13 protein-coding genes are annotated in these 12,950 nt (G+C 40.3%); 8 read left to right on the plus strand and 5 right to left on the minus strand.

Annotated features, from left to right (window positions below; translation table 11 throughout):
• Nucleotides 1–6: 6 nt before the first annotated feature.
• The 5 genes from gyrB to dnaA form a co-directional block, all read right to left on the minus strand.
• A complete protein-coding gene (gene gyrB, locus C1I38_RS00940) occupies nt 7–1,941 on the minus strand; it encodes a DNA topoisomerase (ATP-hydrolyzing) subunit B (RefSeq protein ID WP_119775419.1) in 1,935 nt (644 codons plus the stop codon).
• Between the two features lie 205 nt (nt 1,942–2,146).
• The gene (locus C1I38_RS00945; RefSeq protein ID WP_119775421.1) at nt 2,147–2,398 is read right to left on the minus strand and encodes a DUF370 domain-containing protein; all 252 of its coding nucleotides are present in this window, start codon (nt 2,396–2,398) and stop codon (nt 2,147–2,149) included.
• Nucleotides 2,399–2,401: 3 nt separating this feature from the next.
• Complete coding sequence (gene recF / locus C1I38_RS00950) at nt 2,402–3,496, minus strand: DNA replication/repair protein RecF (RefSeq protein ID WP_119775422.1); 1,095 nt, start codon at nt 3,494–3,496, stop codon at nt 2,402–2,404.
• A gap of 21 nt (nt 3,497–3,517) precedes the next feature.
• Complete coding sequence (gene dnaN, locus C1I38_RS00955) at nt 3,518–4,615, minus strand: DNA polymerase III subunit beta (protein WP_119775424.1); 1,098 nt, start codon at nt 4,613–4,615, stop codon at nt 3,518–3,520.
• A gap of 254 nt (nt 4,616–4,869) precedes the next feature.
• Complete coding sequence (dnaA, locus tag C1I38_RS00960; protein WP_119775425.1) at nt 4,870–6,207, minus strand: chromosomal replication initiator protein DnaA; 1,338 nt, start codon at nt 6,205–6,207, stop codon at nt 4,870–4,872.
• Nucleotides 6,208–6,643: 436 nt separating this feature from the next.
• On the opposite strand from dnaA, the gene rpmH reads away from it, so the two are divergent.
• The 8 genes from rpmH to rsmG all read left to right on the plus strand — a co-directional run bounded on the left by rpmH (nt 6,644) and on the right by rsmG (nt 12,914).
• Complete coding sequence (gene rpmH / locus C1I38_RS00965) at nt 6,644–6,778, plus strand: 50S ribosomal protein L34 (protein WP_081580541.1); 135 nt, start codon at nt 6,644–6,646, stop codon at nt 6,776–6,778.
• A 60-nt stretch (nt 6,779–6,838) separates the two neighbouring features.
• Nucleotides 6,839–7,183, plus strand: coding sequence for a ribonuclease P protein component (gene rnpA, locus C1I38_RS00970; protein WP_119775427.1), 345 nt, complete (start codon nt 6,839–6,841; stop codon nt 7,181–7,183).
• Nucleotide 7,184: 1 nt separating this feature from the next.
• Nucleotides 7,185–7,394, plus strand: a complete 210-nt coding sequence (yidD, locus tag C1I38_RS00975) for a membrane protein insertion efficiency factor YidD (protein ID WP_207666499.1) — start codon at nt 7,185–7,187, stop codon at nt 7,392–7,394.
• A gap of 11 nt (nt 7,395–7,405) precedes the next feature.
• On the plus strand, nt 7,406–8,125 hold the full coding sequence (locus C1I38_RS00980) for a YidC/Oxa1 family membrane protein insertase (protein ID WP_119775429.1): 720 nt from the start codon (nt 7,406–7,408) through the stop codon (nt 8,123–8,125).
• Between the two features lie 12 nt (nt 8,126–8,137).
• Nucleotides 8,138–8,779 carry an RNA-binding cell elongation regulator Jag/EloR gene (gene jag, locus C1I38_RS00985; RefSeq protein ID WP_119775430.1) on the plus strand — a complete coding sequence of 214 codons (642 nt, stop codon included), beginning with the start codon at nt 8,138–8,140 and terminating at the stop codon, nt 8,777–8,779.
• Between the two features lie 92 nt (nt 8,780–8,871).
• The gene (gene mnmE / locus C1I38_RS00990) at nt 8,872–10,251 is read left to right on the plus strand and encodes a tRNA uridine-5-carboxymethylaminomethyl(34) synthesis GTPase MnmE (protein WP_119775432.1); all 1,380 of its coding nucleotides are present in this window, start codon (nt 8,872–8,874) and stop codon (nt 10,249–10,251) included.
• Nucleotides 10,252–10,258: 7 nt separating this feature from the next.
• Entirely contained in the window at nt 10,259–12,166 is a 1,908-nt protein-coding gene (gene mnmG / locus C1I38_RS00995; RefSeq protein ID WP_119775940.1) for a tRNA uridine-5-carboxymethylaminomethyl(34) synthesis enzyme MnmG, read from the plus strand.
• Nucleotides 12,159–12,914, plus strand: a complete 756-nt coding sequence (gene rsmG, locus C1I38_RS01000; RefSeq protein ID WP_119775434.1) for a 16S rRNA (guanine(527)-N(7))-methyltransferase RsmG — start codon at nt 12,159–12,161, stop codon at nt 12,912–12,914. The genes mnmG and rsmG overlap by 8 nt, the downstream gene beginning before the upstream one ends.
• The last annotated feature ends 36 nt before the right edge of the window (nt 12,915–12,950 follow it).

Raw genomic sequence — 12,950 nt, forward strand, 5'->3', positions numbered from 1 at the left:
GCTCCTTTAAATATCCAGATTTCGTACATCCCTGGCATGTTTTTGAATAAATTCCTTACGGGGCTCTACTTTGTCACCCATGAGTATCGTGAATAACTCATCCGCTTTCATGGCGTCATCCATTTGAACCTGGAGAATGGTCCGGGATTCAGGATCCATTGTTGTCTCCCAAAGCTGTTCGGGATTCATTTCACCAAGACCTTTATAGCGTTGGATTTCTGTCTTTTCTCTGCCGACAGTTTCCATAACCTTACTCAATTCTTTATCACTATAAGCATATTGAATTTGTTTACCGTTTTTAATCTTAAAAAGCGGTGGCTGCGCAATATAAACATAATGATTTTCAATCAGCGGTTTCATATACCTGTAGAAAAATGTCAATAAGAGAATCCGGATATGTGCACCATCGACATCGGCATCTGTCATAATCACAACTTTATGATAACGGGATTTTTCAATATCAAACTCTTCAGATATTCCGGTACCAAGTGCTGTAATCATTGCTCTTATTTCTGTATTTCCTAGGATCCTATCCAAACGGGCTTTTTCGACATTCAGGATTTTACCTCGCAGCGGTAATATAGCCTGGAATTTTTGATTTCTTCCTTGTTTGGCTGAGCCGCCGGCACTGTCTCCTTCAACAATGTACATTTCACAGTACCTTGGATCCTTCCAGGTGCAGTCCGCCAGTTTACCCGGCAAAGAAGTACTTTCCAGCGCACTTTTTCTGCGCGTGAGGTCTCTGGCCTTGCGGGCGGCAAGTCTCGCTCTGGTCGCCATCAAGCCTTTTTCAACAATCTTTTTAGCAACGGCCGGATTTTCTTCAAAAAAGGTCGATAGACCCTCGCCAACCACGCTGTCGACAATGGATCTTACTTCACTATTGCCCAGCTTAGTCTTCGTCTGTCCTTCAAACTGAGGTTCCATGATTTTAACCGAAATAATGGCTGTAAGGCCTTCTCTGACATCCTCACCACTTAAGTTATTCTCATTGCCTTTTAAAATATTGTTTTTGCGCGCATAGTCATTCACTACCCTGGTTAAAGCAGCTTTAAAGCCTGCTTCATGCGTTCCGCCTTCTGTGGTATTGATATTATTGGCATAAGAAAACAGGGTTTCGGTATAGCTTTCGTTATACTGAAGAGCAATCTCAACCTTCGTATTATCTTTCTCCGTTTCAAATACAATCGCTTTTTGGTGAATCGGATCTTTATTTTTATTTAAATATTCTACAAAATCAATCAGCCCATTATTGTGATTGTAGACATCTTTCATATCCGTTCGTTCGTCGATCAGCGTAATCGTGACACTTTTATTCAGAAAGGAAAGCTCCTTTAAACGATGTGCCAGAACTTCATAGTCATAAACGATATCTTCGAAGATTTCCGGATCAGGCTGGAAAGTAATCATCGTCCCTGATCTTCCCTGGTACGTACCAATTTCCTTGAGTTCAGTCAGTGTTTTTCCGCGTGAATATTCCTGGCTGTACTTTTTTCCATCTTTTTTAATCTCAACACGCAAATTGACGGAAAGCGCATTCACGACGCTCATCCCAACTCCGTGCAGGCCACCGGAAACCTTATAAGCTTCATTATTGAATTTTCCGCCGGCATGTAATACTGTCAAGGCAACTTCTACTGCCGGCTTTTGCATCTTTGCATGCATATCGACCGGTATACCGCGTCCGTTATCTTTAACAGTAATACTCTCACCCTGATGAATGATAACCTGTATTTCATTACAGTAGCCAGCCATTGCCTCATCAATGCTATTGTCAACAATCTCATATACCAGATGGTGCAAACCACGGCTGCTGGTGGAACCAATGTACATACCGGGGCGCTTGCGAACAGCTTCTAATCCTTCAAGTACTTCTATCTGGCCGGCATTATAATCAGATCCGGGATTTATTTGATTTGCTAATTCCGATTCATTTTGCAAAGCTGTTCCCTCCCAAATTTATCCTTTAACCTTAATATTATACTATAAAAACTGCTTTCATTCAAATATGAAGACCTCCCAGATTCCGGAGGTCAATAAAACAACGAATCGTCTTTCTTAAAGAAAACTTGGCTGGTGCCAAGCCTTTGGCAGAAGCCTTAGCATTACTTAGATGTATCAAAAAGTACTTACACTTGCTGATATACTAAAAAATACTTCCGCTTTGTGATCTTTTCATTAACGTCGATGAAGAAATCGGAGATAGATAATATTCTGAATCCGTCATCACAAATGATTTTTCTTTTCCTTTTTCAGTAATATTCTGTACAGTTCCCTTTTTCATCATTTTATTCAACAAACTTCGGGAAATCTGACTGCTTCCTGCTGTATCCAAATCAAGAATCAGAATGATTTTGTCTTTTCTTACCATAATATTATTACCGATGTGTAAAAACATCAACTATTCCCTCCTTATATTTCCATTAAATACCCGATATACCGCTGCGTTCTGATTTAGACGATCATCTACATCCGTCATAGTGATGATCGTCTGTTTTTGCAGGGTATTGATATATTCAATTAAATAGTCCCTCCGATATTCATCCAATTCAGAAAGAACATCGTCCAACAGCAAAATTGGATATTCATCTTTTTCATTCCGAATGATTTCCATTTCAGCCAGCTTTAGACTGAGCACCAGAGAACGCTGCTGGCCCTGAGATGCAAACATTCTTGTATCATTTCCATTCAGATAAATAATTATTTCGTCGCGGTGTGGTCCGAATAATACAGCTTTTCTCTCAATTTCCTGCATCATTTTTTTCTCAAGTATTTCCGGAAAGCATTGTAAAGCCTGCTCTAAATCCTTTTTTCCTAAGGCTTGATAAACAATATCAAGATGGTCCTCATCCGAAAAAATACTTTGAAATATCTTTCTGCAGTGAGTATTCAGTTTATCTGTAAATTCGAAGCGATTAATGATAATTTTGGAACTAATCTCACAAATCTGCTCATTCCAGGCCTGGAGCTGAATTTTTAACAGATTAAAATTCCTTTCGTTTTTTAAAAGAATATTTTTCTGATGAACAGCCCGTAAATAAGCATTGAGCAGGGCAAAATGCGCAGGTCTAACCTGGGCAATCAACAGATCAATAAAACGCCTTCTTTCGTTGGGTCCTTTTTTGACAATATTTAAATCATCCGGATAAAAAGAAACCCCATTGACTGTACCAACATAATCTGAAAGACGTTTACAAGCCAATTGGTTAATCTTCATGACTTTTTTTCCGGTCTCGTAATAACTCTCCAGTATGAAGAGCCTTTCTGAAACCTGAAAAGAACCTGAGAGATAAAAATTTTTTTTTCCCCTGCGTATTAAATCATTTTCTGACTTGCAGCGGGCCGATTTACCGCTAATAAGATACCCGATTCCTTCAAGGATATTCGTTTTTCCCTGACCATTGGAACCCATCAGCAAGTTTATTCCCGGCTGGAAGTCCACCTTTTGTTCTTGATAATTTCTGAAATTAACCAAATGTAAGTCTTTAATATACATATTTAAACACGAATCATCATGCTAATTTCTTAGCGGCAGAACTAAGCATAAGTATTTATCATTACTTTCGGGCCTGAAGATACAAGGACTAGATGATCCAGATACTTCCATAACCACACTTTCGGTGTCAACAACTTTAAGCAGGTCGATGATATACTTGGCATTAAAAGATATTGCAACGTCCTCTCCATTCTGTTCCACTTCAAGCTGTTCAAATACTTTACCCATTTCCGAAAAATGATTGATGTTTATATGGGAATTTTCAATATTAAAACGGACCGTATTGGTCTTCAAGTAATTGTCTTTAGATAAAAGCGAGGCTCTTTCGACTGCATCCATCAATTTTCGAGTATATATCAAAAGTTTCGTGTTGCATGTTGACGGAATGACCTGTTTGTAGCTTGGAAACTGTCCTTCAATTAGACGGGTGACAATTTGAACCTGGCTAAATTTAAAAATAATTCTGGAATTGTTAAAACTGATTAAAATAATGTCATCATCTTCCATTAGCCTATAAATCTCGTGCAGGGTCTTGGCTGGAATAATCCCGTTGAATTCTTTCTGATTTCCCTGTAAAAATTCATTGCTGAGTGCAAGTCGGTGTGTATCTGTTCCGACAAGTGTAATATTTTCTTTATTCACCTGAAGCAGCACACCGGTAAAAACAGGTCTTGTTTCTTCGACTGAACAGGCGAATATTGTCTTACGAATCATACTTTTAAAAAGTAAAGCTGGAAGTTCAATACTTTCATTGGATTCAATATCAGAAATCTCAGGATACTCTTCAGGATCATATCCGTTTACTGCAAAATCAGAGGAATCGTAAAAGATATTAATATTATTGTCAGTGCTTTCAATTTTAATTTCGGTATCCGGAAGCTTCCTGGCAATTTCCGAAAAAAGCTTGGCAGGTAAAACCACTTGTCCTTCTTCCTGAATATTGACCGGAACCTGGCAGCGGATGCCAATTTCCAGATCAGTGGCTTCAAACCAAAGGTTTTGTCTTTCTGCTCTCAGTCTGACTCCTTGAAGTATAGGAAGCGTATTTTTAGAGGACACTGCTCTTTGTACAGTGTTAATTCCTAAAATCAAATCTTCCTTTTTGCATAAGATTTTCATCGGATACCTCCTATGTATTCTGACTCCAATTCAAAATTATAACATAACTATTTACTATTCATAATAAGATATTAATTTAGTAGTAACCGTAGTAGTATAGCGTCAAAAATTGTGGATAAAAGGATCTGAAAAGCCAAGTATAGTTTCTATCTGATTGGATAAAAGTATTGATATTATGTGGAAATGATGGAAAGATATCCACAATTTTTAATATACAGTGTGTTTAAATAAATAAAATAAAGGTTCATCAGATTCTAACTTGATTTAATCTTACTGATAATGTCATTGATACTCTTTTCAACCAACGGATCATTCTTTTTTAGTTCACTGATCTTTTCACAGGCATGAATAACTGTCGTATGGTCCCGGCCTCCGAATTTATCACCGATCTGTTCCAAAGAAAGATCTGTCATCTCGCGGCAGAGAAACATTGCAATTTGTCTTGGAAAAGCAATGGTTCTTGTTCTTTTCTTCTGTTTGAATTCATGAATGGACATCTTATAATGTTCAGCCACACTTTTTTGAATCATATCGAGAGAAATTAATTTTTGATTTTTTTGAGGGATCATATCCTTTAATATCTCTTCTGCCAGGGTAACAGTTATCGGTTGATTAGTGAGCATGCAGTAAGCTGTTATTTTACTTAAGGCACCTTCCAGTTCCCGGATATTCGATTGAATCTCGGAAGCAATGAAAATAATAATTTCATCAGGCACAATAAAATTTTCCAGCTCAGCTTTTTTGCGTAAAATAGCAATTCTTGTTTCGTAGTCAGGCGGATTAATATCCGTTGTTAAACCCCATTCAAACCGCGAACGAAGTCTTTCCTCAAGTGTTGGTATTTCTCTCGGCGGACGATCTGAAGAAATAATGATTTGTTTGTTGGCTTCATAAAGGGTGTTAAATGTATGGAAGAATTCTTCCTGGGTACCTTCTTTGCCTGCCAGGAACTGAATATCGTCGATTAATAAAATGTCAATTTTGCGGTAAGTGTTCCGAAATTCGACCTGTCTTTCATAACGGATAGAATCAATCATTTCATTTGTGAACTGTTCCCCCGTGACATAGAGAATTTTCATCGAAGGAAAGTTCTTACTGATCACGTGGCTGATCGCATGCATCAGATGCGTTTTGCCAAGCCCGCTGCCGCCGTAAACAAATAAAGGATTATAGGATTTGGCAGGAGATTCTGCAACTGCGAGTGCTGCGGCATGTGCAAAGCGATTTCCGTTGCCGATTACAAAAGTATCAAAAGTGTACTTTGGATTCAAAGAATGAGACAAAATACCAAAATTTACGCCAGGGGTTTCTATTGGAGTAAGATCGGACTGATCTTGCTCAGCGATAAAGTTTAGAGTAACCGGTGCATTCAGGTAATTTTGAACAGTAGATTTAACGAGAGAGGAATACCTGCTTTCCAGCCAGTCTTTTGCGAACTCATTGGAAACACTGATGGTTAGCCGATTGTTGGAAAAATCAACGAGCTTTGTTGAAGATAACCAGGTTTCAAAACTGGGCTTAGATAATTCATCTTTCAATTTCTCAAGGATATTTTCCCAGAAAGCGTTTAAATATATAATATTAGGAGACATAGAGAACCCCCTTATTGATAGTGCAATAGCATCAGTAAAAAAAAGTTATTCACAAATATCAGGTTATTTGTGGATAACACCTCGGATAAAGAAGAAAAATTATACACATCCAATCATCAAACTATGGGCCGAACATTTACATTTATCATAACAAGTTTTCATTTCGTTATCAACAGTTAATTCAGAGTATCCAGGAAACTTCACAAACAATCCGGAGCTTCTCCATATTGTATTCACCTAGTTATTAACCAGTTATTTTCTTGACATAATAAAAATAATTGGAGTATAATTTTCTGTAGTCTGTCTTTCGTTTTTTGTTAGATCTATCAGAAAACCTCTAACATCTTTCTGATAGATTTAAGTGCAGCTAAGGCTGCGGCTAATAGCTTGGTGCCAGCTGAGTTTTTATTCTTGGAATTATAAGGGGGTGTTTGCTTTGAAAAGAACATATCAGCCTAAATCCCGTCGCCATAAAAGAGTCCATGGATTCTTAGAACGCATGAAAAGTACTGGCGGTAGAAACGTTTTAAGACGTCGTCGTTTGAAAGGTCGTAAGAAGTTAGCAGTTTAGGGCCGCAAGTTTGTGGCCTTTTTTGTACTGAACGCCCTTTGGCAATGCAAGGAGGGCTATATGCTGCTGAAGTCTTACAGATTAAAAAATAAGGCCGATTTTCAAAGTGTCTTTACCAATGGAAAAAGTTATACCTCAAGACAAGTTGTCATATACATCTTTCGAGGAAACAACAAAAAATTTGGATTTATTGCTTCCAAAAAAGTTGGCAATGCAGTTAAGCGCAACCGAGCCAAAAGGCTTATGCGTGAAGCTGTCCGTTTGAATATAGGCGGATTGAAAACGGATTGTGAAATGATTTTGATTGCCCGTACGGCTATCAACAAAGCAACTTTGCAGGAAGTTGAAAAATCTGTACTATATATTTGGAGAAAAGCGGGAATTTATGATGGTAAGAATGCGTAAAATCATGGAAACGGTTTTTGTTTCCATCATCGTTTTCTATCAACGATTTATTTCACCTCTGAAAGGACGAACCTGCAGATTTTATCCTACATGTTCGGATTATGCGATTCAAGCAATTAAAAAGTACGGGATCATCAAAGGGATTGGGAAATTGTTAATTCGGGTTGTCAAGTGCCACCCTTTTCATCCCGGCGGATATGACCCAGTTTAAGGAGGGTTCTTGTGGATATCGTTTATCAGGGAATGGCCGGGATCTTAAAGTGGTTGTTCGATCTCTCGTCCATGATCGGATTGCCATATTGGGGTATGGCAATTATCATCTTTACCATCATCATTAAGATTGTTCTTTACCCATTGACCTGGAAGCAAATGCAGTCTATGCGCAAAATGACGGATTTGCAGCCCAAAATGAAAGTGCTGCAGAAAAAGTATGCCAATGACAAGCAGAAGCTAAATCAGAAGATCATGGAACTGTATAATGAAGAAAAAGTTAATCCTTATTCGGGGTGCTTGCCGATTTTAGTACAGCTTCCTATCTTGTGGATATTTTATAGAACGTTGGCGAATTTCCCTTACGGAAATGATGCCAGTGTCTGGTTTTTAGGTTTCAATATTACTCAGGCATACGGCTTTCAATTGTCCTATCATTTAATCTTACCGATTCTTGCTGGGGTGACGTCTTTCTTAATGACTAAAGTCTCGATGGCAACAAGCCCCACTAAGAGTCAGCCTGGTGCGAAAAAGGATACAGCTGAGGCCACTGCCGAACAAACTCAGAAAATGATGTTGTATGTCATGCCATTCTTTATGGCTTATATCGTAATTACGCTTCCTTCTGGTTTAGGTTTTTATCTTATAACGATGAACATTGTGTCGATCCTGCAAACTGTCTATATCAATAAGAAGTTGTCGGCAGAGAAAAAAGGAGCCTCTGTTGACTGAGGAGGTACACGAATGAAGGTTGCAGATAAAACTGCAAAAACGGTTGAAGAGGCTATTGAATTGGGATTAGCCGAACTTGGTGTCAGCAGAGATCAGGTTACTATTCAAGTGTTGGAAGAACCGGGAAAAAAAGGACTTCTTGGACTTTTTGGCAGCAAAATGGCTAGGGTCAGAATTAGTTATGAGGATGATCCAGGAGCACTGGCCTGTGAATTTCTCAAAGGGTTGACCCAGGCAATGTCCGTCGATGCCGACTTCGAGGTAGTTAACCGTGACGAACAGGTCAAAATAAATATCACCGGTCTTGATCTTGGCATACTGATTGGTCGCAGAGGGGATACTTTGGAATCCATACAATTTCTAACAAACTTAGCCGTCGCAAAAAAACTGTCTAATAAGACGAGAATCGTAATTGATATTGAGGGTTATCGGAAGCGCCGGGAAGAAACGCTGATTGTTCTTGCCAAAAGACTGGCTGAAAAGGTTAAGAAAAGCGGCAATAGAATTGTTTTAGAACCGATGAGTCCTCAAGAACGGCGAATTATTCATACGGCCCTTCAAAATGAATGGAAAGTAACGACTTTCAGTGAAGGGGAAGAGCCTCACCGAAGAGTTGTCATTGCTTTAAAACGGAATCATATTGAAAAGGAATAATAATGTAGAAGGGGGCAACCCCTTTTACTTTTCTATCAAAAAGGTTTATTATTTTGAGATAGAATGTCTTACTATTTCTGGAGTTGAGAAAAATGGATGATACGATTGTTGGCTTGGCTACACCGGCCGGAGAAGGGGCCATTCATGTTATCCGTTTAAGCGGAAAGCAAGCCCAAAAAATATTGGATGTTTGTTTTTGTCCCGTCCATCAGGATAAATGGCTGTCCGATACAACATTTACGCTTCATTTGGGAGACTTTTATGATGGTGCGATGCAGCTTGATCAAGTCCTGATCAGCAGGATGAAAGGACCTCGTTCTTTTACAGGTGAGGATGTCTATGAAATAAACTGTCATGGTGGATTGATACCGGCAAGAAGGATTATTGAAGCCTGTCTCCGGCAGGGAGCGCGCTTGGCAGAACCCGGTGAATTCAGCAAAAGGGCTTTTCTGAATGGGAAAATAGATCTTGTTCAGGCCGAAGCGTTGATTGACTTGATTTCCTCTAGGACAGAGTTGTCTGCGGACTTGGCTTTACTTCAGCTCGGAGGTAGATTGTCCTCCAGAATTAATGAAGTGAGACAGGATATTTTGGATATCCTATCCTATATTGAAGCAACCATTGATTTTCCTGAAGATGAAATTGACGATTTGGCACTGAAAGAACTGTCTGAAAAAATATTAAATGCTAAAGAAAATTCTATAGAAATTTTCAAAGGGAGTAAAACCGGTAAAATTATCAGGGAAGGTCTTTCCGCGGTAATTGCTGGTAGACCGAATGTTGGAAAATCCAGTCTGCTGAATGCACTTTTGCGTGAAGAAAGGGCGATTGTCACAGATATTCCGGGAACAACCCGGGATGAGATTCATGAATATATCAAAATTGGTGAAGTACTGCTTCACCTTACCGATACTGCCGGAATCCGAGAAAGTGATGATCCTGTCGAAACAATTGGCATTGAGAGAGCTTGGAAAGCGCTTAACATGGCAGATGTCATTCTGCTCTTGCTCGATGCCTCCGAGATCCGTTCTGGGAGGCTCACGAACGAAGAAAAAATAATTCTTGAGGAATACGCCAATAAAACGATTGTTTTAATTAATAAAATTGATCTTTTATCTTCTTATGAATTTAACGATACTTTTCTGCCTCCTGAAGTTTTTGCACTGCCGTTTTCTGTAAAAAACAGGATTGGCTTTGCTGAACTAGAAACGGAAATCCTAAAAAGAGTTTTTGAAGGAGAGATCTTCGTCACAATTGATCCTTTATTATCAAATATCCGTCAAATTCAAGCTCTGGAAAATTGCATTCACTCTCTGGAAAAAGCACTTGAAGCTGTCTATGCAAATGTCCCATTTGATTTGGTATCGATCGATGTCCGTTCAGCCCTTGAAGAAATCTCTTCGATTACGGGGCATCAGGTTCAGGAAGAGTTGTTAAATAATATTTTTTCCCGATTCTGTATTGGAAAGTAGGTTAATTGTGGATTATTTTGCTGGAAAATATGATGTGATTGTTGTCGGGGCGGGACATGCCGGATGTGAGGCTGCTCTCGCCTCTGCCCGTATGGGATGTGATACGCTGTTGCTTACGATTAATCTAGATAAAGTTGCGCATATGCCGTGCAATCCATCCGTAGGTGGTCCGGCGAAAGGCCATCTGGTACGGGAGATTGATGCGTTAGGTGGTCAGATGGGAATTGTTGCTGATGAGACAGCACTTCAGGCCAGGCTGCTTAATACGGGTAAAGGTCCGGCTGTCCATGCATTAAGAGTACAATCGGATAAAAAAGCTTATCATCATCGAATGTTAAGCAACCTATACAATCAGGCCAAGCTCACCTTGATTCAGGCTTTGGTCGAGCGGCTTCATTTTGATGGGGATAAACTTAAAGGTGTTGTCACGCGTACAGGGGCAATCTTTGAGGCAGACAGTATTGTTCTGACGGGCGGAACATACCTCAAAAGCAGGATAATAATTGGAGAAGCGCTTTATGAAGGCGGACCGGCCGGAGAGATTACCTCAGGATCCCTGTCTGAAGATCTGAAGCTGCACGGTATAGAACTTGGCCGGTTTAAAACCGGAACGCCTCCCCGGATTCTGAAGAGCTCAGTAGATTTCTCTAAGTTCGTAATTCAGCCGGGTGACAGCGAGCCAAAAAATTTTTCGTTTATGCCGACTAGAAGGATCTTTTGGGGAAATAACCCGGAAAATCAGCTTCCTTGCTGGCTAGGCTACACGACGGAAACAACTCATGGCATCATCCGCGATAATCTGCATCGTGCGCCGCTTTATACTGGCGTGGTGGAAGGCGTTGGCCCGAGGTATTGTCCTTCTATTGAAGATAAGGTTGTGCGTTTTGCGCAGCGGCAGGCCCATCAGCTTTTTCTTGAACCAGAAGGAAAAGACAGTGAGGAATTATATGTTGCGGGGATGTCAACCAGCCTGCCGGAAGAAATCCAGCATATGTTTTTCCGTAGCATTCCCGGCTTAGAAAATGTTCAGATTCTGCGGCCCGGATATGCGATTGAATACGATTATGTCAAACCGTATCAGCTCTCTTTGACGCTGGAAGTACGAAATCTCCCGGGACTCTTTACAGCGGGACAGCTTAACGGAACATCCGGGTATGAGGAAGCAGCCGGGCAGGGCTTAATGGCGGGAATTAACGCAGCGCTTAAAGCTTTACGCCGAGAACCTTTCATTTTGAAGCGTTCCGACGGATATCTCGGTGTACTGATTGATGACCTGGTCAATAAAGAGATTTGTGAGCCGTATAGGCTCCTGACCTCAAGAGCAGAATACCGTTTGATTCTACGCCAGGACAACGCTGATCTGCGTTTGACTGAAAAGGGAAAAAAGCTAGGACTAGTTGCAGATGACAGGTGGCAGATTTTTGAGCACAAGCTGAACAATCTGGAGGAGATCTTTCAGCAATGGAAGACCATCACATTTTCTCCAGCCAGTGCAGATATTCAAGAATTGCTGATCCAGGCAGGGTCTACTCCGCTCCGAAGTGGAATAAAAGCAGAGGAACTTATGAAGAGGCCGGAAATTATGCCGGACTTGCTTCCACGTTTTATGCCGGAGATGGAAGCGTATGATGCTGAAGTATTAGAAGAAGCGTTGATCCAAATTAAATATGAAGGGTACATTCAGAAGCAACAGGAAGAAGTAAACCGATTTATCAAACTTGAAGAAAAAGTTTTGCCTGTTAATCTGGATTATTTGAGAATCAAAGGTCTATCCAATGAAGCCAGACAGCGGCTTAACGGCGTGCAGCCGATCAACGTCGGACAGGCATCGAGAATCAGCGGAGTGAGTCCTGCAGATATTTCGGTTTTATTGATTTATCTGGAACAAAGCCGGAGGAGTATTTCTTATGAATGACCAATTTATGGAAGTGAATCTTAAGGAAACGCTTAGCATCTTGCACAATAAAGCCCGGGATGTCCTGAGTCTGGAGCTTTCGGCCGAACATCTTGAAAAATTTGAACAATATACAGTACTGTTACTCCAGAGGAACGAACAAATGAACTTAACAGCCATTACTGATCCGGCAGAAATGGTGATTAAGCATTATCTAGATTCTTTGGTGTTTGTCAAGTGGATAATGCATTATTGTCCTAATGGACAAATTGTTATTGCGGATCTTGGTACCGGAGCTGGATTTCCGGGTATTCCTATTAAGATACTGTTGCCGCAGATTAGACTTGTGCTTGTCGATGCGCTAGCCAAGAGAATTCATTTTCTGCAGGAGGTCTGTGATAGCCTTAGCTTGAAAGTCGAAACCTGCCATGCACGAGCTGAAGATATTGGCAGTAGCAAGGCATACCGGCAGCGATTTGATATTACGGTGGCTAGAGCAGTTGCGAAGTTGCCGGTACTGCTTGAATATGCAACTCCTTTGCTGAAAGTTGGCGGAAGATTTATTGCAGCGAAGGGCATTAATCCTGAAAATGAAATAACTTTGGCTCAGAACGCTTTGCGTATCCTAAACTGTGAAGTTGAGCATGTCGAAAAATATTCATTGGCAGAAGGCGCGGATAACCGTTCTTTGATTATAATTAAAAAAATATTGAACACACCTGCTCAGTATCCACGTCAAGCTGGAAAACCAAAAAAAACCCCTCTCTGATATTGTTTTATTATGGGAAAGAACCTTTATAAAGAA

It is taken from the genome of Dehalobacter sp. 12DCB1, from assembly GCF_004343605.1.
In the GTDB taxonomy this organism is placed as follows: Bacteria; Bacillota; Desulfitobacteriia; order Desulfitobacteriales; family Syntrophobotulaceae; genus Dehalobacter.